Raw genomic sequence first — 20,827 nt, 5'->3', positions numbered from 1 at the left:
GTGTCTCCTGCCGTCTGCCCGGCCGACCTATCCTTGACGCGTCGGACAGCGCGGTCCGCCACCTCCAGAACGTGCTCGACACACTGCAAGGAGCCGCACCTGTGAGCAGTGCCGACGCCCAGGCCACCACGACCAGCGCCACCGGCCGCCCTGGGCCCACCGAGACCCCTGAACCCGCCCGCACCACCAGCCCCGAACTCCGCGCCGACATCCGCCGGCTGGGTGATCTGCTGGGCGAGGCCCTGGTCCGCCAGGAGGGGCACGAACTCCTCGATCTCGTCGAGCGCGTCCGCGCCCTGACGCGTACGGACGGGGAAGCCGCCGCCGAACTCCTCGGCGGCCTCGAACTGGAGATCGCGGCCAAGCTGGTCCGCGCCTTCTCCACCTACTTCCACCTCGCCAACGTCACCGAGCAGGTCCACCGCGGCCGCGAGCTGCGCGCCCGCCGCGCCGAGGAGGGCGGGCTGCTGGCCCGCACCGCGGACCGGCTCAAGGACGCCGACCCCGAGCACCTGCGGGCCACCGTCCAGAACCTCAACGTGCGGCCGGTCTTCACCGCCCACCCCACCGAGGCCGCCCGCCGCTCGGTCCTCGGCAAGCTCCGCCGCATCGCCGAGCTGCTGGAGACCCCGGTCATCGAGGCCGACCGGCGCCGCCACGACACCCGCCTCGCCGAGAACATCGACCTCGTCTGGCAGACCGACGAACTCCGCGTGGTCCGCCCCGAGCCGGCCGACGAGGCCCGCAACGCCGTCTACTACCTGGACGAGCTGCACGCCGGCGCCGTCGGCGACGTCCTGGAGGACCTCACCGCCGAGCTGGCCCGGGTCGGCGTCGAGCTGCCCGAGGACTCCCGCCCGCTGACCTTCGGCACCTGGATCGGCGGCGACCGCGACGGCAACCCGAACGTCACCCCCGAGGTCACCTGGGACGTGCTGATCCTCCAGCACGAGCACGGCATCAACGACGCCCTCGAAGTCGTCGACGAGCTGCGCGGCTTCCTCTCCAACTCCATCCGCTACACCGGCGCCACCGAGGAACTCCTCGCCTCCCTCCAGGCCGACCTCGACCACCTCCCCGAGATCAGCCCCCGCTACAAGCGGCTCAACGCCGAGGAGCCCTACCGGCTCAAGGCCACCTGCGTCCGCCAGAAGCTGGAGAACACCAAGGAGCGGCTGGCCCGGGGCACCGCCCACCAGCCCGGCCGTGACTACCTCGGCACCGCCGAACTCCTCACCGACCTCACCCTCATCCAGGACTCGCTGCGCGAGCACCGCGGCGGTCTCTTCGCCGACGGCCGGATGAACCGCACCATCCGCACCCTGGCCGCCTTCGGCCTCCAGCTCGCCACCATGGACGTCCGCGAACACGCCGACGCCCATCACCACGCCCTCGGCCAGCTCTTCGACCGGCTCGGCGAGGAGTCCTGGCGGTACGCGGACATGCCGCGCGACTACCGCACCCGGCTGCTGGCCAAGGAACTCCGCTCGCGCCGCCCGCTCGCCCCGAGCCCGGCCCCGCTCGACGCCGCCGGTGAGAAGACGCTGGGCGTCTTCCACACGGTCAAGCGGGCGCTGGCGGTCTTCGGGCCCGAGGTCGTCGAGTCGTACATCATCTCGATGTGCCAGGGCGCCGACGACGTCTTCGCCGCCGCCGTCCTCGCCCGCGAGGCCGGGCTGATCGACCTGCACGCCGGCTGGGCCAAGATCGGCATCGTGCCGCTCCTGGAGACCACCGACGAGCTGCGCGCCGCCGACGTCATCCTCGACGAGATGCTCGCCGACCCCTCGTACCGCCTGCTCGTCTCGCTCCGCGGCGACGTCCAGGAGGTCATGCTCGGCTACTCCGACTCCTCGAAGTTCGGCGGCATCACCACCTCCCAGTGGGAGATCCACCGCGCCCAGCGCCGGCTGCGCGACGTCGCCCACCGGTACGGCGTCCGGCTGCGGCTCTTCCACGGACGCGGCGGCACCGTCGGCCGCGGCGGCGGCCCCTCGCACGACGCGATCCTCGCCCAGCCCTGGGGAACCCTGGAGGGCGAGATCAAGGTGACCGAGCAGGGCGAGGTCATCTCCGACAAGTACCTCGTCCCCTCCCTGGCCAGGGAGAACCTGGAGCTGACCGTCGCGGCCACCCTCCAGGCCTCCGCCCTGCACACCGCGCCCCGCCAGTCGGTCGAGGCGCTGGCCCGCTGGGACGCCGCCATGGACACGGTGAGCGAGGCGGCCCACACCGCCTACCGCAAGCTCGTCGAGGACCCGGACCTGCCCTCGTACTTCCTCGCGTCGACGCCGGTCGACCAGCTCGCCGAGCTGCACCTCGGCTCGCGCCCCTCGCGCCGCCCCGGCTCGGGCGTCTCGCTCGACGGGCTGCGCGCCATCCCGTGGGTCTTCGGCTGGACCCAGTCGCGGCAGATCGTGCCCGGCTGGTTCGGCGTCGGCTCGGGCCTGAAGGCGCTGCGCGAGGCCGGGCTCGACGGCGTGCTCAGCGAGATGTACGAGCACTGGCACTTCTTCAGCAACTTCGTCTCCAACGTCGAGATGACGCTGGCCAAGACCGACCTGCGGATCGCCCGCCACTACGTCGACACCCTCGTCCCCGACGAGCTGCGCCACGTCTTCGACCTCATCGAGGCCGAGCACGCGCTCACCGTCGACGAGATCCTCCGCGTCACCGGCGGCGAGGAACTGCTCGACAGCAACCCCGTCCTCCAGCAGACCTTCGCCATCCGCGACGCCTACCTCGACCCCATCTCCTACCTCCAGGTCTCCCTCCTCGCCCGCCAGCGCGCCGCCGCCGAACGCGGCGAGGACCCCGACCCACTCCTCTCCCGCGCCCTCCTCCTCACGGTCAACGGCGTGGCAGCGGGCCTCCGCAACACCGGCTGACACCGGTACGCGCGGACACACCCGCGTACGTACCTGCGACGGCGCCCGCCCCCTCCCTTCGCGGGTGGGGGCGGGCGCTCTCGTATGCCCCGGTCACCCGTGGTGATGACGGTGCCGCATGAGCCCGGTTACGGTGGGGAACGGTTGCTTGACTGCCGTCCATGGGAGGAACCATGAACGCCGAGTCCGTGCAACACCACTGGCCGGTGCCCCCGCAGGACGGGTACACCGTGGACGACCTGCTGACGCTGCCGGACCTTCCGCCGCACACCGAGCTGATCGACGGGAGTCTGGTCTTCGTGAGTCCGCAGCGGGAGTTCCACAGCGTCGTGATCGACTCCTGGCGGTGGAGGTGGTCTCACCGGACTCCCTGGCGCGTGACACCCAGACGAAGCCCATCGTCGAGTACGCCCGCGCGGGCATTCCCCACTTCTGGCTCGTCGACCTGGACCCCCGCAGCGGGCTTCCCGTGGTCCGTACGTACGAACGCGAGCCCGTCACCCACAGCTACGTGCCGGTCGGGACGTTCCACGACAGGCTCAAGACCGACGTGCCCTTCCCCGTCTCCCTCGATCTCACGGTGATCGACCGGATGTGACGCTGCCGCCCTACAGCAGCAAGAACGCCCCCGTCAGCAGCAGCGCCCCCACCCCCGCCAGCCCCCAGGCCGTGCGGCGCAGGCGCATGCCTCCGGCGACGACCACGGAGGCGAGGAGGAGGGCGCCGCCGAGGGGGACCCAGGCGTGGAGGAGGCCCGGGAAGCCGGAGCGGACCACGGCGGTGGTGCCGGGCTTGAGGACGACGGGGAGTTCCGCGCCCTCGTCGGCGGCGACCGAGCGTTCGACGGTGACCTGGCTGCGGCGCGTGGCGTTGTCGGAGACCGGCGCGAACGGGCCGGTGCAGTGGTCCGCCCCGCACCGGGCGACGGTCATCGTGCCGTGCTCGCGGCTCTGCGGGAACATCACGTGCTGGGCGGCGGGCCACGAGGCCCAGGCCCCCGCGACCAGCAGGAGCAGGGCGAGGAAGCCCATCAGGGCCCGCCCGCCGAGCAGCATCAGCCCGTAGGCGCTCTCCCCCGCACGGCGCGTGCGGCTGCGCCGGGGCTTCTTCGCGGACGGGGCCTTGGCTGACGAGGGCATGGCGGGATACTGGGCCGTAGCCCCCGGGCCGGTCAATCTTCCGGCCAACCTTCGTCCCTGTGGACGTTCGGTGACGACCGGGGAGGTACGGGACAGGCCCAGGGCCGCGGGTGGGCGGCTACGAGTTGTAGGAGCTCTGGGCGCGCTCCAGGCCCGCCACCACCAGGGCCTCCACGGCGTCTGCGGCGCGGTCCACGAAGTAGTCCAACTCCTTGCGCTCCGTGGACGAGAAGTCCTTCAGCACGAAGTCGGCGACCTGCATCCGCCCGGGCGGCCGGCCGATGCCGAACCGCACCCGGTGGTAGTCGGGGCCGAGCGACTTGGTCATCGACTTCAGGCCGTTGTGCCCGTTGTCGCCGCCGCCGAGCTTGAGCCGCAGCGCGCCGTAGTCGATGTCCAGCTCGTCGTGGATCGCGACGATCCGTTCGGTGGGCACCTTGTAGAAGTCCCGGAGCGCGGTGACCGGGCCGCCGGAGAGGTTCATGTACGACTGGGGCTTCGCCAGGACGATCCGGCGGCTGCCGGGGCCTGGCGCGCCGATCCGCGCCTCCAGCACCTGGGCGCGGGACTTGTGCGCCTTGAACTTGCCGCCCGCCCGCGAGGCGAGCAGGTCGGCGACCATGAAACCGACGTTGTGGCGGTTGCCCGCGTACTCGGGGCCGGGGTTGCCGAGGCCCACCACGAGCCAGGGGCTGTCGTCCGTCACTGACGTTCTCCTCGGAGCGGGGGAGGGGGCGGGATGCCGTACAACGAACCGCCGTCCCGGCGCGGCGGGCGCGCGGGACGGCGGTGCGGTGCTGCGGGGTACTGCGTGCTGCGGAGCCGGGCCGATCAGGCCTCGGCGCCCTCCTCGGCAGCCTCGGCCGGGGCCTCCTCGGCCTGCGCGGCCAGGACCTGGAGGACGACGGTGTCGTCCTCGACGTCCAGGGAGACACCCTTGGGGAGCTTGATGTCCTTGGCGAGGACGGAGTCGCCCGCGTCCAGACCGGCGATGGAGACGGTCAGCGACTCGGGGATGTTGGTGGCCTCGGCCTCGACCGGCAGGGCGGAGAGGACGTGCTCCAGCAGGTTGGCACCCGGGGCGAGGTCACCCTCGGCCACGACCGGGATCTCGACCTGGACCTTCTCGCCGCGCTTGACGGTGAGCAGGTCGATGTGGACCAGGAAGCCCTTGAGCGCGTCACGCTGGACGGCCTTGGGGATGACCAGCTCGGACTTGCCGTCGATGTCGAGCGAGATCAGGACGTTGGACGTCTTGAGCGCCATCATCAGCTCGTGGCCGGGCAGGACGACGTGCGCGGGCTCGGCGCCGTGGCCGTAGACCACACCGGGAACCTTGGACTCGCGACGGATGCGGCGGGCGGCACCCTTGCCGAACTCGGAACGGGTCTCCGCGGAGATCTTCACCTCGGACATGTGCACTCCTCGTGTAGCGGTACGGACGGTGGTGGTCACTCGGCCACGACTGACACGACCGGCCTGCTACGAAGAGCGCGTCGATAACGGACCACGAGCCGGAGAACCGGGCTGGCGTCCCTCGCCGAGCAACGTGGGGGAGTGTACCCGGGGCCGGGGAACCGGCGGAAATCGATCACCCGGCGGCCGGATCGGGCCAGGGCGGGGGCGGACCGGCGACAGGGCGCCGCAAGGGGGCGTTGTGAGGGGAACCGGCCGGGCGGGCCCGGCGTCGGGAAACCTGGCGCCTCTTCTCGCGCCTCGATAGCGTTGCCCGCTCAAGTTGCCCCCCATCGACGGGAGTCCAGTAGTGAACCGCCCCGCCAGGCTCACCGCGGCCGCGCTCACCGCGTCCGCGGCCCTGCTGCTCACCGCCTGCGGAGGCGGCGACAGCGGCTCAGAGGAGAACGACAAGGTCGCAGGTGTGGACCGAGGCGACGAGAAGTCGGCGTCCCCGTCCGCGCCGGCCTCGGCGTCGGCCGACCGCCCGAAGATCGACGTGCCCGCGGACGTCACGTACGCGTTCGAGTGGAAGAAGACCGGCGACCCCGACAAGGACGCCGTGCTGAGCGACGCCGAGCAGCGGATCAGGGCCGTGGACATGGCCATCGCGGAACAGGACGCCCTCCACGAGGCGTACCGGTTCTACTCCGAGGGCACGGCCGCGGCCGGCAGCCAGAAGTACGTCCAGGAGTTCATCGACCACAAGGCCCGCACGACCGGCCTGACCCGTTTCTACGGCGAGACCGTGACGGTCCGCGACGACGGCACCGCGGCCCTGGTGTACTGCGAGGACCAGAGCAAGGCCACCAACAAGTACCTGAAGACCGGCAAGACGGACGCCACGTCGGCCACGAAGAACAGCTACGTCCTCTACGCCGGCACGCTGCGCAAGAACAAGGACGGCGTCTGGGTCACCGAACGTCTGGACTCGACCAGAGGGAGCGCGAAGTGCCAGCCGTGAGACCGCGCGACCGCCTGCTCGTACCGACAGCCCTGGCGGCCCTGCTCCTGGCCGTCACCGGCCCCGCCCACGCCGACAAGGGATTCGGCGAGACGGACGGCGGGGGCGGCACGGACACCGGCGCGGGCGTCGACGGGGACACCGTCTCCGTCACCGCCGGAGGCGTCGTCTACGACCGCTCCAAGAACGGCGGCGGCGGCTCGTCCGGCGCCCTGACGTCCACGACCTCCTGGTCACCACCTGCCTGCTGGTACGCCCCGAAGTACACCCCGGAACAGTTGCAGGAGCACCTGGAGCCGATCTGGGAGGCCGATTCCACGGGGTACGAGTGGGACGCGGCGCAGCGGGAGAAGTACAACGCCGCCGACGAGGAGAAGGGCTTCAACAAGCACAAGTCGGGCAAGGGCTACTGGTGGGACTCGTACGTCAACGACGCCTACCCACCTGGCTGGGAGGCCTGTGACCAGGGGCCCTTCTGGGTGGACACGGGCGACGCCCCGCCCGCCGCCATGGAGAACGCCGTCACCCCCGCCATCCTCGCCGAACTCGCCTACGCCCAGGTCCGGGTCCCCGGCACCGAGGTGACCCTGGCTCCGGCCGACGCGACCAAGGTCAACCTGCCGACCTGGGCCTGGCTGGACGGCGCCGACTTCAAGCCGGTATCGGTCACGGCCTCGGTCCCGGCCCTCGGCATCGAGGCGACCGCCACCGCCGAACCGGTCTCGCTGAAGATCGAGCCGGGCACGCCGGACGCCGAGACCTACCCCGCCTCCGGCACCTGCGACCTCACCGACGGCCGCATCGGCGAGCCCTGCGCGAAGGGCAAGGCCGACCGCACACCCCCGTGCGGCGTGAAGTACGAGCGTTCCTCGGGCGACGCCACGTTCCCCCTCCAGGCCACCCTCACCTGGAAGGTCACCTGGACCGGCAGCGGCGGAGCGGGCGGGGATCTTCCCGACGGGGAGTTCGGGGCTACGCAGGATGTGGTGGTGCAGGAGATCCAGGCGATCAATCGGTGAAGGCCGGCCGTCGGGGAGCGCGGTGGTGGTCGGGCCCGCTCGCTGATCCTCCACCGGTGCGCCCGGCGTATCCCCCGGTCCGTTCCTGTCTCTGTCGCGTCCGCGTGGTCGAAAACCAGCTGTGAAGACAGGGCAGTGCCCTGGATGATGCCTGTGTGCGGACTGGAGTGGTCGGACTCGGGATGGGGCTTCACCTGGCGGAGTGGGGCCGCAAGGTGGGCCTGGAGGTCGTGGCGGTATGTGACCGCGACCCCGAACGCCGCGCCCTGGCACGGGCGCGGCTGCCCGGTGCGGTGCTGGTGGAACAGTGGCAGGAGCTGCTGGAGCACCGTCTTGACGGGGTCGTCCTGGCCAACGACTTCGATGAGCACGCGCCCTTGGCCGTCGCGTTCCTGAACCGCGGGGTGCATGTGCTGTCCGAGTCGGCGGCGTGCGTGGACGCCGCGGAAGGAGCGCGGCTCGTCGCGGCGGCGGACGGGTCGTCCGCGACCTACTCCTTCGCCGAGAACTACGTGGCCCATCCGCACGTCAGGCTCATCCGGCAGGCGATCGAGGCCGGGGAACTGGGCCGGGTCAGCCTGATCGAGGCGGACTACCTGCACGGCATGTCCCCGCCCGACGTCGCGGGCCTGATCGGCGACCCGGGACACTGGAGGGGGCGCATCGCCCCCACGGCGTACTGCACGCACACCCTCTCACCGGTGCTGGCCCTCACGGGCGCCCGGCCGGTGGAGGTGTCGGCGTTCTCGGTGGACGAGGCGGACCCACGCGCCGCGGTCGTCATGGCGGTACGGCTGTCCACCGGGGCACTGGCCCTCACACGGCACGGGTTCCTCCAGGGCGAACCCGAGAGCCACTGGAGCTGGATCTCCGTACGTGGCACCAGGGCGATGGCCGAGTCCGTCCGGGCCGCCGGCGAACGGTCCTGGTCGGTCCGTGTCAGAACGGAGGGCTGGGCGACCCCGGACGGCCACGTCCGCGAGGAGGAGCGTTCCCCCGTGCCGCTCACCCTGGCCGGGGAACCCGTGGCACGCGCAGCCGAGGGCACCGTGCGGGTACTGCGCGCCTTTCGGGCCACCATGGAGCGCGGAGAGCCACCGCTGGTACCGGTGCGGCCCGCCGTGGCCGCGTCACTGGTCGGCGTGGCCGGCGCGGAGTCGCTGGCCAACGGGTCCCGTCCCGTTCCGGTGCCCGCGGTGGCGACCGGACCGGAGAGCTGTTCAGGCAGTTAGTTCCTGATGCCGGCGGCAACGACGTCGGAAGAGCCCGGACCGAACTCCCGAAGCGGGTCTCGCGGCCCGCTCGTCCTCGCAGCAGGGGGCCGGGCGTCATGCGTAAGGCCCGGCACCTTCCCCGGGTGCCGGGCCTTACGTGTGCGCGCTATGGGTGCAGAAGCGTTCCTGCGGGGTCTCCCGCGTTCCGCGGGGTGGATCGCCTCCGCGTGAGGAGTGGTTACTCCTCCTCGAACAGGCTGGTGACCGAGCCGTCCTCGAAGACCTCGCGGACCGCGCGGGCGATCATCGGGGCGATGGAGAGGACGGTGATCTTGTCCAGTTCCAGTTCGTTGGGGGTGGGGAGGGTGTTGGTGAGGACGAACTCGCTGACCTTGGAGTTCTTGAGGCGGTCGGCGGCGGGGCCGGAGAGGACGCCGTGGGTGGCGGTGACGATGACGTCCTCGGCGCCGTGGGCGTAGAGGGCGTCGGCGGCGGCGCAGATGGTGCCGCCGGTGTCGATCATGTCGTCGACCAGGACGCAGACGCGGCCCTCGACGTCACCCACGACCTCGTGGACGGTGACCTGGTTGGCCACGTCCTTGTCGCGCCGCTTGTGGACGATGGCCAGCGGGGCGCCGAGCCGGTCGCACCAGCGGTCGGCCACGCGGACGCGGCCGGCGTCGGGGGAGACGATGGTGAGCTTGGAGCGGTCGACCTTGGCGCCCACGTAGTCCGCGAGGATGGGGAGGGCGAAGAGGTGGTCGACGGGGCCGTTGAAGAAGCCCTGGATCTGGTCGGTGTGCAGGTCGACGGTGAGGATGCGGTCGGCACCCGCCGTCTTCAGCAGGTCCGCGACGAGGCGGGCCGAGATGGGCTCGCGGCCGCGGTGCTTCTTGTCCTGGCGGGCGTAGCCGTAGAACGGGACGATCACGGTGATGCTCCGGGCGGAGGCCCGCTTCAGAGCGTCGATCATGATCAGCTGTTCCATGATCCACTTGTTGATCGGGGCGGTGTGGCTCTGCATCAGGAAGCAGTCCGCGCCGCGCGCCGACTCCTGGAACCGCACGTAGATCTCACCGTTGGCGAAATCGAATGCCTTGGTCGGTACGAGACCGACCCCCAGCTGGTGGGCGACCTCCTCGGCAAGCTCGGGGTGGGCGCGGCCGGAGAAGAGCATCAGCTTCTTCTCGCCGGTCGTCTTGATCCCGGTCACAGCACTTGTCTCCTCAGACGAATCTTCCGCCGCTGCACCCGCCCCGGTTCCGGACACCCCTGACGTGCCAGACCTTGGAACAGCGAGCCAGCCAAATCGCGTGCATCTATCACGGTACGCCGTGTCTGGCGCAGCCGTTTCCGGTCAGCTTTCGGCCGGGGCCTCCTCCGAGCCGCTCTCCGCGGCCTTCGCGGCGGCGCTTCCGGGTCGCTTGCGGGCCACCCAGCCGTCGATATTCCTTTGCTGGCCCCGGGCTACGGCCAGAGCGCCCGACGGCACGTCCTTGGTGATCACCGAGCCGGCGGCGGTGTAGACCCCGTCCCCGAGCGTGACCGGTGCCACAAACATGTTGTCCGATCCGGTGCGGCAGTGGCTGCCGATCGTGGTGTGGTGCTTGTTCACGCCGTCGTAGTTGACGAAGACGCTGGCGGCGCCGATGTTGCTGTGGTCGCCGATGGTGGCGTCGCCCACGTAGCTCAGGTGGGGGACCTTGGTGCCCTCGCCGATCGTGGCGTTCTTCATCTCCACGTACGTACCGGCCTTCGCGGCGCGGCCCAGGCGCGTGCCGGGGCGGAGGTACGCGAAGGGGCCGACGGTGGCCTCGGGGCCGATCTCGGCCTTCAGGGCGACCGTGTTGTCGACGCGGGCGCCCTCGCCGACGGCGGTGTCGGTCAGCCGGGTGTTCGGGCCGACCTCGGCGCCCTCGGCGACGTGGGTGGTGCCCAGCAGCTGGGTGCCCGGGTGGATCAGGGCGTCCTGGCCGAAAGTGACCGTCGCGTCGATCAGGGTGGAGGCCGGGTCGACGACGGTGACGCCGGCCAGCATGGCGTCCTCCAGCAGGCGGTCGTTGAGGACGCGGCGGGCGGCGGCGAGCTGGACGCGGTTGTTGATGCCCGCGATCTCGCGGTGGTCGGCGGCGAGCGAGGCGCCCACCCGGTGGCCCGCGTCGCGCAGGATGCCCAGGACGTCGGTGAGGTACTCCTCGCCCTGGCTGTTGTCCGTGCGTACGGCGGCCAGGGCCTCGGCGAGGAGGCGGCCGTCGAAGGCGAAGACGCCGGAGTTGATCTCGCGCAGGGCGCGCTGCTCGGCGGTGGCGTCCTTGTGCTCGACGATCGCGGTGACCGCGCCCTCGGCGTCGCGGACGATCCGGCCGTACCCGGTGGCGTCGGGGACCTCGGCGGTCAGCACGGTGACGGCGTTCCGGTCCTTGGCGTGGCCCTCGGCCAGCGCGGTCAGCGTGGCGCCGGTGAGCAGCGGGGTGTCGCCGCAGACCACCACCACGGTGCCGTCGACGGAGCCGCCCAGCTCGGCGAGGGCGGTACGGACGGCGTGGCCGGTGCCGTTCTGCTCCTGCTGGTGGGCGGTGCGGACGCCGGGGTGGACCTCGGCGAGGTGGGCGGTGACCCGCTCGCGGGCGTGGCCGACGACGACGACCAGCTCGACCGGGTCCAGCTCGCGGGCGGCGGTCAGTACGTGGCCCACCAGGGAACGTCCGGAGATCTCGTGCAGGACCTTGGGAGTGGCCGACTTCATACGGGTGCCTTCACCCGCTGCGAGGACGATGACGGCTGCCGGGCGGATGGCGCTCACGGATGTGCCCTTCGGCTTCGGGTGCTGGTCACCCGAAGGATACCGGGGAGCCCCCGGACCGCCCGGGCGGGCCGAACGCGCAGCGGGTCCCGGCCGAGGTGGCCGGGACCCGCTGGGGTGCTCCGAGGACGGAGCCGACGTGCTCCCGGGGAAGGAATCGAACCCTCATTCAATGGACCAAAACCATTTGTCCTGCCATTAGACGACCCGGGAAGGTACGCCGCACGAGGGCCCATCCATGATCGGCCCCTTGACGCGCGACACCACTATGCCCCAACGTCCGGCCTCGGCGCGACGATCCGCCCGAGCCGGGCGCCGCCGCCGGTACGCGGCGGTCGTACGGGCCCGCCGCGGGGGCCGGGTGCCGCCCGGGGCCGGGGTGGCGCGGGCGCGGCGCGGGACGCGGCACTCGCCGGAATTGTCGCAGGCCGCCCCCGTACGCTGGTGCGTATGACCACGACGGGGGAAGAGCACCGCGCGGCCGGGGGGCCGTGGTGGTGGGAGCGGCGGCGAAGCGCCGTGCTGGACGGGGGGCTGGCCCTGGGGTCGGCCCTGGAGTGCGCAGTCGAGGGGGTGGGGTTCGCCGAGGGCGCCGGGCTGCCGGTGGGGATCGGGGTGCTGCTCGGCGTCGTCGCCGGGTCGGTGCTGGTGGTGCGGCGGCGGTGGCCCGTCGCGGTGGTGCTGGTCGCCATCGCGATCACCCCGGCCGAGATGGGGTTCCTGCTGGCGACGGTCGGCCTCTACACCCTGGCCGCCTCGCAGGTGCCGCGCCGGATCATCGGCGTCACCACCGGGATGTCGCTGGCCGCGACGTTGATCGTCACGCTGATGCGGACCCACCAGGGCGTGGGCGACATCGCCGGCTCCCGGATCGACGTGTGGTTCCTGCCGCTGATGTCCGTGCTGGCCTCGGTGGCGATGACCGCGCCGCCCGTGCTGCTCGGGCTGTACGTGGGGGCGCGGCGCCGGCTGATGGAGAGCCTGCGGGACCGGGCGGACAGCCTGGAGACCGAGTTGCAGCTGCTGGCCGAGCGGGCCGAGGAGCGGGCCGACTGGGCGCGCGGCGAGGAGCGGACCCGGATCGCGCGCGAGATGCACGACGTGGTGGCCCACCGGGTCAGCCTGATGGTGGTGCACGCCGCCGCCGTGCAGGCGGTCGCGCTCAAGGACCCGCAGAAGGCCGTGAAGAACGCCGCGCTCGTCGGGGACATGGGGCGCCAGGCCCTCACCGAGCTGCGCGAGATGCTCGGGGTGCTGCGGGCCGGGGAGGCGCTCGGCACTTCCGTACGGGGCGCGGTGCCGCTGGCCGCCGTCGGGGTGGCCGCCGCTGCCGCCGCGACGCGGGCCGGGGCGGGGGCGGCCGAGGACGGGCCCTCGCTCGCCGAGCTGGAGGAGTTGCTGGGGCAGTCGCGGGCCGCCGGGATGAAGGTCGAGCTGTCCGTCCAGGGGGAGGCGCGGGACTACGCGCCCGAGGTCGAGCAGACGGCCTATCGGGTGGTGCAGGAGGCGTTGACCAACGTGCACAAGCATGCTGCCGGGGCCGGGGCGACGGTGCGGTTGGCGCACCGGGAAGGGGAGGTGGCCATGCAGGTGGAGAATGGTGCGCCGCCCGCGGGGGGTGGGGGTGCGGCGATGTTGCCCAGTGGGGGCAACGGGCTCGTCGGGATGCGGGAGCGGGTTCTCGCGCTTGGTGGGGTGTTCGTCTCCGGGGAGACCGAGGCCGGGGGGTTTCGGGTTTCGGCTGTGCTGCCGGCGCAGCCCGGGGTGCCCTCGAACGCCGGGCAGGCTTGACCGGCCTCAGGCGCCGGCCGGGCTGAAGGGTGTCCTCGGGCCGGACGGGGAGTGTCCTCAAGCGCCGGACGGGCTGGATTCCGGCTGGGGTTCGGGGCGAACGTTGCCGTTACTGATTGGCCTCAGGCGTCGCCCGCCAGGCTTGGCCGGCTTGATGAGGGTGGCCCCTACCCCACCGTCAGCCGTATCGGCGGTACCCCCGACAGCAGGGTGGTGAGGGCGGCGTCGATGTCTGGGCCCAGGTACCAGTCGCCGGTGTGGTCGATGGCGTAGACGCGGCCCTCGGTGTCGATGGCGAGGAGGGACTGGGGGGCGGCGGTGTCGGCGGTGGTTTCCTCGCCGAGGGGGCAGAGTTCGGTTTCGAGGGCGCGGCCGAGGTCGGCGAGGGTGCGGGCCATGTGGAGGCCGGCGAGGGGGTCGATGCGGAAGGTGCTGGGGGTGAGCTGGCGGCCGGGGCCCTTGGGGGCGATGCGGAGGCCGCCGAACTCTGCCCAGGACTCGACGGCGGCGGGGGAGACCGTGTGCTGGTGGCCGCCGGGGGTGGTGTGGGCGCGGAGGGTGTCGGCCCAGATCTCGGCCTGCTTGATGTCCCAGCGGCCGGGCTGCCAGCCGGCGGCGCGCAGGGCGGCGTCCACGGTGATCGGGAATCGGGTCGTGGAGGTGCGGTTCGGCATCAGGGCTGGTCCGGGGTGGGGTCGACGACGTGGACGCCGAAGTGCGCGGCGAGGGCGGCGCAGCTGCGGCAGGGCGGGGCGAAGGCGCCGTGCTCGGGGTCGCCGTCCTCGCGGATACGGCGGGTGGTGAGTTTGGCGTGCTTGAGGGCCTTGCGGGCCTCGCCGACCGTCATCGGCTTACGGGCGGCGCGCTTGGAGCGGGTCTCGTCGGCGCCGGTGATGCGGCGCGAGATGAGGATCGTTTCCGCACACCGTCCGGTGAACCGTTCCCGCCGGTCGCTGGTGAGGGTGGAGAGGAAGTCCTCGACGAGCGGGTGCAGCTCGGGGGCGCGGTCGGCGCGGCCCGCCGTCGCCGTCAGGGTGAGCCCGCGGCAGGAGAGCGCGGCGGCGACCGCGGGCAGGATGCCGTCCCTGCGGTGGCGCAGGAAGGGGACGGGGGCGGTGCTGCTCCAGCCGACGCGGGGGTCGCCCGAGGCCTCCGGGGAGAGGGCCGGGGCCGGGACGCCGGGGGCGCCGGCGGCCGGTTCGGCGGCGGTGCCGGTGGTGAGGGTGAGGGTGGGGCCGCCGGCCGGGGGCGTGGCCGGGTCCCCGGCGCCGCCGCCGAAGCGGGCGGCCGGGCGGGCCGGCGCCGGGGCGGTGAAGCCGAACGGCCGGTCGGTGCTCCGGGGGTGGGTGGCCGCACCCGGGCTCGCGAGCGTGCCGGGGCTCGGGGGCGCGCCGAGGTGGCCGGTGTGCCCGGGGCGTACGCCGGTGTGGTCGAGGCCCGGGGTGCGGCCGGGTGCCGGGCCGGATCTGCCGGTCCGGCCTGCCGGTGTCTGGTCGTCGGTACTGCGCCTAGCGGTACGCATCGTCGTGCTCGTCCCTCCCGTGCCCGTGGTCGCCGCCACGGGTGTCACGCCCCCGGTTTGCGGGTCCAGCCTGCCAAATCGGGGGGCCCGGGGCGAAGCTGGGGCCGGGTTGCGGCGTACGTGTCGCGAGGTTGTGGCGGTGCGGGGACACGGTGTGCGCTCGGGGCGTACGACCGTTGTGCGGTCAAGAGGCGTACCAGGATCGGGTGTTGGTGCTGGTTGGGGAGGGGATGCGGCTTTCGTGGGGAGGTGGGTGGGCGGGGTGGGGGGAGGGGAGTGCGGGTCCCACGGAGGGAGGCAGGGGCGCAAGCGCGTACGAAGAGGGTGCAACCGGTGTCAGGGGGGTGGGCGTCGCACTCAGGGGTGGTGCCTGTGCGGGTGGCCGGGGGCTGCCGTGACGGTCGTGCCACCGCTTGTGACGGGGGCGGGCGGCCGGTGACCCGGCCCGGTACCACCGCATAGGCTGTCGCTGTCCGCGAATCAAACACAGTGCCGCAGGGGGCAACCGCCATGACGACAGGTCGGCTCGGGCAGCAGGCCGCGCCGCCGAACGCGGCGTACGCCGGGCAGGTCGTGCGCTTCCCGGACCCGGTCCGCGCGAAGCGCCACCCGGCCGGGGTGCGCGTCGACGGTGACGGCTACCCGGACTTCACGCCGTACGCGCGTGCGGCCGTGGAGATCGCCGACCCGCCCGAGGGCTTCGGCGTGGACGAACTGCGCCTGACGGACTACGTGTCGGCCAACGCGGCGCTCGCCGCCGCCGGCCACGAACTGTGGGAGACCCTGCCGGCCGTCGCCACCCCGCACGGCTGGACCTGGCACCACGTCGCGCGCACCCGGCGCCTCCAGCTGGTCCCGGTCGAGGTCAAGGCGCTGCTGCGGCACCACGCGGGGCTCGCCACCACCACCGTCGACCACGGCAAGCGCGGCACCCGCCCGCTCCAGGAGACCCGGCCCGCCCACTTCGCCCTGCCCAAGGGAGCCACGGCCGTCAGCGAGCAGCAGGTGCTGGCCGCCGAGGAGGACCTCGGTTACCGGCTGCCGGGCGCCTACCGCGACTTCCTCAAGGCGGCGGGCGGCTGCGCCCCCGCCGGGGTGGCGCTCGACGCGGAGCTCGGCCTCCTCGTCGACCAGCCCTTCCTGACCCTGCGCGACCAGGCCGCCGCCAACGACCTGGTGTACGCCAACAAGTGCCTGCGCGACCACCTCACCAAGGACTACCTGGGCGTCGCCTTCGTCCAGGGCGGCCTGCTCGCGGTGAAGGTGCGCGGGGAACGCACCGGTTCGGTGTGGTTCTGTGCCTACGACGACGCACGCGACCAGGACGGCTGGTCGGTGCAGGACCGTGTGGAGCGGCTGCTGCTGCCCTGCGGTGACGACTTCGACGCGTTCCTGGACCGGCTGGCGGGCAGCCCGCCGGAGCTGGAGACCGTGGCCAACCTGATGGTGGACGGCGGCTTCGCCGAGGCCGTCCCGGTGGAGGGGTGAGCCCGATGGTGACCTTCGCACAGGCGCAGGAGCGCGCCGAGGAATGGATCAACGCCGACCTGCCCGCGTACCAGCACCGCGAGGTGCGGGTCCGCGAGTTCGACCTCGGGTTCGTGGTGTGGGCCGAGGACCGCGAGGGCGGGCCCGTCTCGGACGGCGGCCGCCAGCGCCTGGTCATCGCCCGCGACAGCGGCGACACCACCCTCTGGCCGGGCCTGCCGGTCGGCGAGGTGATCCGCCGGTACGAGGAGGAGTACGGCCGCGCCGGACAGGCCGCCGAGCCGCCCGCCCCGCCGCGCGGCAACGACCTCGAACAGACCTCCTTCCTGCTGAGCCCGCCCGAATGGCTCCAGGAGGCCGCCGACAAGCTCGGCATCCCGGACCACCGCGCGGAGTCGTCCGCCGCTACGGGCACGGGTTCGGGTACGGGCGCCCCCGCCGCGCCCCCCGCCCCCCAGCCGCCCGCCGAGCCCGCCCCGCCCGGGGGCACCCCCGGTGGCGGTACGCCGTGGCCGGCCGCGGCCCAGGTGGACGGAGCCGCCGCCGAGGCGACCCCGTGGGCCGGTACGGACACCAGCGAGGCCGACGACGACCGGGCCGTGCCCGCGCCCGCCACCGTCTTCGCCCCGCCGCTCAGCGGTGACGACGACGAGCGCACCCCGCCTCCCGGGGTCTCCCCGGAGGCCAAGACGGCGCTGATCTCCGGTGGTTCCGCGCTGCCGCCCACCGCCGTCGTCCCCGCCCAGGACATCCCGGCGGCCCCGCCGGCCGGCGCCCCCTCGGCACCGGCCGCCCCGCCCGCGCCCGAGCCGGGCCGCCCGGTCCCGCCCGGCGCCGAGGACATCGCGGACGCCGCCACCAGCAAGGCCCAGGCCGCCCCGCGCGGCCCCCGCAACACCGGCGCGACCCCGCCCCCGCCGCCCGGCCCGCCCGGCGCACCCGGTGCGCAGGCCGGAGCCGAGTCGCAGGGCGGCGGCGCGGCCTACCTGCCGACGCAACTCGCCTCCCAGCTCCCGGAGTCGGCCGCCTCCGGCACGTCCGGCGGACCGAGCACCCCGCCGCCCCCGGCCCCGCCCGGCGCCCCGGGCACCCCGGGCACGCCTGCGGGCGGTGTCCACCACGCCGCGACGATGCTGGCGGGCCCGAGCCAGGGCGGCAACGTCCCGCAGCCCCCCGGCCCGCCCGGTCCTCCCGGCGCCCCCGGCACCCCGCCGCCCCCGACCGGCGCCCCGGGCACCCCTCCGGGCGGGGTCCACCACGCCGCGACCATGCTGGCCGGGCCCAACCCGGGCCAGAGCGGCAACGTCCCGCAGCCGCCCGGTCCGCCCGGCGCCCCCGGTACGCCGCCCCCGGCCGCCCCCGGCACCCCGCCCGGCGGGGTCCACCACGCCGCGACCATGCTGGCCGGACCCGCCCCGGGCCCGGGCGGCAACGTCCCGCAGCCGCCCGGCCCGCCCGGACCCCCGCCGCAGGCCCCCGGCGCCGGCTACGGCTACCCCCAGCAGCCCGTCGGCCAGCCCACCGTCGGCCCCGGCTACCAGGCGGTGCTGCGTTACCGCGCCCAGGACGGTTCCGAGCAGCAGCTCATCCGCCGCTCCGCGCCCGGCACCCCGCACCCCGAGTGGCAGATGCTGCACGAGCTGCGGGCGATGGGCGTACCGCCGCAGCAGGTGCTGGAGCTCCACACCGAGCTGGAGTCCTGCGAACTGCCCGGCGCCTACTGCGCCCGGATGATCCGCGAGACCTTCCCGCAGGCCCGCATCACCTCCATCGCCCCGTACGGCAGCGACCACGCCTCCCGTCAGGAGGGCATGCGTCAACTGCTGGAGCACCAGGGGGAGTTGCACCAGGTCGCGGACGGGCCCGCGCGTCCGGCGCCGGTCCGTGCGCCGCTGCCGCCGGTGCCGCCCGCGCCGCAGGTCGGCCCGGACGTCCTCGCCCAGGAGCTGGCCGGTGCCCTCGGCCCGCAGGGCGTCTTCCGCTTCGACCAGCACGCCGTCTCGCGGCAGGGTGTCCCGGACGTGGTCGCCCACACCCTGGTGTGGGCGGGGCTGCCGCTGGACCTCGGCCCGTTCTTCTGGGCCCAGGCCCAGCCGGGGCGCCCCGTCCCGACCCTCGCCGAGCTGGCCCAGGAGCGCGGCTTGCAGCCCGCCTCCGACGCCGGGTCGTACCTGGTGATGGGGAGCGACTTCGGCAAGGCGCTCTGCGTCCAGTACGGCACCGCGCACATCGTGGCGGTGCCGGTGGAGGCGGGGCCCGGCGGGGCGCCCGTGCCGCCGCAGTTCGTCAACACCGGGCTGCCCGAGTTCGTCCGCTGCCTGGCCCTGCTGGCCCGCATGTGGCGGCTGCGCTTCGGCCTCAACCAGGAGCAGGCCGGCCGCTGGACGGTCGACTTCCAGGCCCAGCTGGCCGCCCTCGACCCGGCGGCGCTCGGCTCGCCGGAGAACTGGTGGTCGGTGGTCCTGGAACAGATGTGGGACGGGCTCTTCTGACCCCGGCCCGCCGCTGAACCGCGAAGGCCCCCGCACGCGCACCGCGTGCGGGGGCCCCGGCACTTGACCCTGACGTGAGGACGGGCGGCGGAGCCGGGGGCGGCCGCGCCCGGCCTCAGGCGTCCGAGGCCGGGGTGCCCTGGTGGAAGTACATCCGCCAGTGCTCCCCGCCCTCCGCCAGCCGCCACAGCGAGGTGCGCCGGGCCCGCCGCTCCCCGCGCACCGTCACGAACCGCAGCTGGACCCAGCCGGGGGCGAGGAGGGTGCCGGCCATCTCCAGGACCTCGGCGCCCGGGTCGTCGGCGTCCTCGAAGGTGGGCAGGGCGGCAAGGACGGCCTCGCGGGTCCAGAGGGTGCCGGAGGCGCCGATCTCGGTGAACTCGGGGTCGAGGAGGCGGGCCGCCTCGGCGGGATCGGCGCGGACCCCGGGGGTGAGCAGGGCGAGTTCGCCTGCGACGGCGGCGGCGACGGAGTCGCCGGGGGACCAGCTCCGGCGAGGCGGGGCGTCGGGTGCGGCCGTCTCCTCCCCGGCGGCCCCCTCCCCGGCGCTGTGCTGCTCCCGGCTTCGGCGGAACTCGACGCGGTCGGGGCCCTCGGACTCCGGGCGGCCCGCCGCCGTCCAGCCGCACGCCTCGTAGAAGGCGACGGCCGCGACGTTGGTGGCGAAGGTCTCCAGGCGGATCTCCTCGTACTGGGGGAGGAGCAGCCGTTCGGCCTCGGCCAGGAGCAGCCTGCCCAGTCCCTGCCGCTGCCGGTCCACGTCGATCATCAGCAGGTCGACGGTGGGCCCCTCGACGATCAGCAGCCCCACGATCTCCCCGCCCGCCTCCAGGCAGTGGAGGTGCCCGGCGAGGAAGTGGGAGGCGAGGTGCTCGTCGGAGGCGCCGCTGCCGGGGTAGCCGTCGACGCCCTCGTCCCCCGGGAACGAGCGGTACCGCGCGTCGATCGTCCGGCGGGCGAGCTCCTGGACGAGTGGGACGTCCTCGGGGCGCGCGGGGCGCAGGGCGGCACCGGTCACGTCGGTTCGCTCGCCCGGCGCCGTCGACTGCCGGAGCCCTGCCCGGGGCCCGTCATCGCTCCACCCCGCCCGCGAAGGGCATCCCGCGCCACGCCTCCACCATCGGTGTCAGGTACTCCACCAGCACCGGAAGCTGGGGCGCCAGGGCCAGCGCCGTGATCCCGCGCAGCCGGCCCACGGCGTCGACGAAGCGCAGCACCCGCTCGTCGAGGCGGCGGATGCCCGCCTCCGCCGCGCCCCGGTCGTACGCCGCGACCAGTTCGGGGCCGAGCGTGGCCAGGTCCCACTCCACCGGGCCCAGGGTGAGGAGTTCGAAGTCCGCGTACAGGTCCCCGGCGGTGCCGGAGAAGAGGTTGGCGGGCGGGCAGTCGCCGTGGACCGGCTGGAGGTCGATGCCGGGGAAGGCGGCCTCGAAGGCGGTGCGGGAGCGGACCAGGGGTTCCAGGAGCTCCCATTCGCGGCGGGCGCGGTCCACGTCGTCCGGAGCCAGGAGGTCGGGGCGGGTGGCGAGGAGGTCGAGGGAGGCGGAGAGGGAGTCGGGGCCGGCGGTGGAGAGGAAGGAGAGTTCGCCCGGGTAGGACCGCAGGGCGGCGTGGAGGGCGGCGGTGCGGTGGGAGTTGGCGGCGTAGTCGGGGGCCCGGTCGCGGTCCTCCTCGACGTACTGCCACAAGGTGAGGGAGAAGCCGTCGCGGGCGACGGGGCGGCGCGGGACGAGCGGGCTGGGCGGGATGACGGGGGTGCCCTGGGTGTCGAGCCAGTGGGCCACGTCGAGTTCCGCCTGCTGGCGGCGGGCCAGGGCCTCGGGTGTCTCGGCCGGCGGCAGGACGACGGGGAGGCGGGCGACGACGGGGGAGGGCGCGAGGTGGACGACGACCGAGAAGAGGTCGTGCAGGACCCTCGGCCCGGTCACGGTCAGGCCGAGGTCGCGGCCCGCGGCGACGGCGGCGTCCACCGCCGAGGCGGTGCGGCGGGCGAGCTGTTCGGGGGTGGCGAAGTCGGTCATGGGGACAAGGTTCCACGTGGGGCGCCCGGGG

At 73.7% G+C, this 20,827-nt stretch carries 16 protein-coding genes, 1 tRNA gene and 2 pseudogenes; 8 read left to right on the top strand and 11 right to left on the bottom strand.

Going from position 1 to position 20,827, the window contains the following annotated elements; translation table 11 throughout:
* The first annotated feature begins 209 nt into the window (after nt 1–209).
* Together ppc and OIM89_RS10860 are read left to right on the top strand one after the other, a co-directional pair.
* A complete protein-coding gene (gene ppc / locus OIM89_RS10865) occupies nt 210–2,888 on the top strand; it encodes a phosphoenolpyruvate carboxylase (protein WP_052231070.1) in 2,679 nt (892 codons plus the stop codon).
* Between the two features lie 173 nt (nt 2,889–3,061).
* A pseudogene (locus OIM89_RS10860) lies at nt 3,062–3,486 on the top strand (Uma2 family endonuclease).
* A gap of 10 nt (nt 3,487–3,496) precedes the next feature.
* Here the strand turns inward: OIM89_RS10860 and OIM89_RS10855 are convergent.
* The 3 genes from OIM89_RS10855 to OIM89_RS10845 all read right to left on the bottom strand — a co-directional run bounded on the left by OIM89_RS10855 (nt 3,497) and on the right by OIM89_RS10845 (nt 5,443).
* Nucleotides 3,497–4,027, bottom strand: a complete 531-nt coding sequence (locus OIM89_RS10855; RefSeq protein WP_078858146.1) for a hypothetical protein — start codon at nt 4,025–4,027, stop codon at nt 3,497–3,499.
* Between the two features lie 118 nt (nt 4,028–4,145).
* On the bottom strand, nt 4,146–4,733 hold the full coding sequence (gene pth, locus OIM89_RS10850) for an aminoacyl-tRNA hydrolase (RefSeq protein WP_030699803.1): 588 nt from the start codon (nt 4,731–4,733) through the stop codon (nt 4,146–4,148).
* Between the two features lie 125 nt (nt 4,734–4,858).
* Nucleotides 4,859–5,443, bottom strand: a complete 585-nt coding sequence (locus tag OIM89_RS10845; protein WP_030699804.1) for a 50S ribosomal protein L25/general stress protein Ctc — start codon at nt 5,441–5,443, stop codon at nt 4,859–4,861.
* A gap of 349 nt (nt 5,444–5,792) precedes the next feature.
* On the opposite strand from OIM89_RS10845, the gene OIM89_RS10840 reads away from it, so the two are divergent.
* From OIM89_RS10840 to OIM89_RS10830, 3 genes are all read left to right on the top strand, one after another.
* A complete protein-coding gene (locus OIM89_RS10840; protein ID WP_030699805.1) occupies nt 5,793–6,446 on the top strand; it encodes a hypothetical protein in 654 nt (217 codons plus the stop codon).
* Nucleotides 6,434–7,465, top strand: coding sequence for a hypothetical protein (locus OIM89_RS10835; RefSeq protein WP_264491190.1), 1,032 nt, complete (start codon nt 6,434–6,436; stop codon nt 7,463–7,465). Before OIM89_RS10840 ends, OIM89_RS10835 begins: the two co-directional genes overlap by 13 nt.
* Before the next feature lie 155 nt (nt 7,466–7,620).
* A complete protein-coding gene (locus OIM89_RS10830) occupies nt 7,621–8,697 on the top strand; it encodes a Gfo/Idh/MocA family protein (RefSeq protein WP_078951826.1) in 1,077 nt (358 codons plus the stop codon).
* Nucleotides 8,698–8,917: 220 nt separating this feature from the next.
* Here the strand turns inward: OIM89_RS10830 and OIM89_RS10825 are convergent, their stop codons facing one another.
* From OIM89_RS10825 to OIM89_RS10815, 3 genes are all read right to left on the bottom strand, one after another.
* Nucleotides 8,918–9,892, bottom strand: a complete 975-nt coding sequence (locus OIM89_RS10825) for a ribose-phosphate diphosphokinase (protein ID WP_003950293.1) — start codon at nt 9,890–9,892, stop codon at nt 8,918–8,920.
* Between the two features lie 144 nt (nt 9,893–10,036).
* Entirely contained in the window at nt 10,037–11,482 is a 1,446-nt protein-coding gene (gene glmU / locus OIM89_RS10820) for a bifunctional UDP-N-acetylglucosamine diphosphorylase/glucosamine-1-phosphate N-acetyltransferase GlmU (protein WP_264491189.1), read from the bottom strand.
* Between the two features lie 142 nt (nt 11,483–11,624).
* A tRNA-Gln gene (locus tag OIM89_RS10815) sits at nt 11,625–11,695 on the bottom strand.
* 237 nt (nt 11,696–11,932) lie between these two features.
* Here OIM89_RS10815 and OIM89_RS10810 point away from each other — a divergent pair.
* On the top strand, nt 11,933–13,273 hold the full coding sequence (locus OIM89_RS10810; RefSeq protein WP_264491188.1) for a sensor histidine kinase: 1,341 nt from the start codon (nt 11,933–11,935) through the stop codon (nt 13,271–13,273).
* A gap of 167 nt (nt 13,274–13,440) precedes the next feature.
* Here OIM89_RS10810 and OIM89_RS10805 read toward each other — a convergent pair whose 3' ends face one another.
* The gene (locus OIM89_RS10805) at nt 13,441–13,947 is read right to left on the bottom strand and encodes an SUKH-3 domain-containing protein (protein WP_030699810.1); all 507 of its coding nucleotides are present in this window, start codon (nt 13,945–13,947) and stop codon (nt 13,441–13,443) included.
* Nucleotides 13,947–14,795 (bottom strand): YwqJ-related putative deaminase, encoded by an 849-nt coding sequence (locus OIM89_RS29975; RefSeq protein WP_151168344.1) that lies wholly within the window; start codon nt 14,793–14,795, stop codon nt 13,947–13,949. Before OIM89_RS29975 ends, OIM89_RS10805 begins: the two co-directional genes overlap by 1 nt.
* Nucleotides 14,796–15,305: 510 nt before the next feature.
* Here OIM89_RS29975 and OIM89_RS10795 point away from each other — a divergent pair.
* Complete coding sequence (locus OIM89_RS10795; protein ID WP_030699465.1) at nt 15,306–16,283, top strand: SMI1/KNR4 family protein; 978 nt, start codon at nt 15,306–15,308, stop codon at nt 16,281–16,283.
* A 5-nt stretch (nt 16,284–16,288) separates the two neighbouring features.
* Nucleotides 16,289–18,775 (top strand): SUKH-4 family immunity protein, encoded by a 2,487-nt coding sequence (locus OIM89_RS10790; protein ID WP_047468132.1) that lies wholly within the window; start codon nt 16,289–16,291, stop codon nt 18,773–18,775.
* A gap of 115 nt (nt 18,776–18,890) precedes the next feature.
* Here OIM89_RS10790 and OIM89_RS10785 read toward each other — a convergent pair whose 3' ends face one another.
* From OIM89_RS10785 to OIM89_RS10775, 3 genes and pseudogenes are all read right to left on the bottom strand, one after another.
* Nucleotides 18,891–19,214: a DUF4440 domain-containing protein gene (locus tag OIM89_RS10785; protein WP_052231072.1), complete on the bottom strand. Its 324-nt coding sequence runs from the start codon at nt 19,212–19,214 to the stop codon at nt 18,891–18,893.
* A 171-nt stretch (nt 19,215–19,385) separates the two neighbouring features.
* Nucleotides 19,386–19,793: pseudogene (locus OIM89_RS10780) on the bottom strand (N-acetyltransferase family protein); the annotation flags it as partial.
* A gap of 52 nt (nt 19,794–19,845) precedes the next feature.
* Nucleotides 19,846–20,796 carry a phosphotransferase gene (locus OIM89_RS10775; protein ID WP_047468135.1) on the bottom strand — a complete coding sequence of 317 codons (951 nt, stop codon included), beginning with the start codon at nt 20,794–20,796 and terminating at the stop codon, nt 19,846–19,848.
* Nucleotides 20,797–20,827: the final 31 nt, after the last annotated feature.

The sequence above is a fragment of the Streptomyces sp. BI87 genome (assembly GCF_025957665.1).
GTDB classification, from domain to species: domain Bacteria; phylum Actinomycetota; class Actinomycetes; order Streptomycetales; family Streptomycetaceae; genus Streptomyces; species Streptomyces albidoflavus.
Note: the sequence above shows the minus strand (reverse complement) of the source record. Positions and strands in the feature narration are given on the sequence as shown.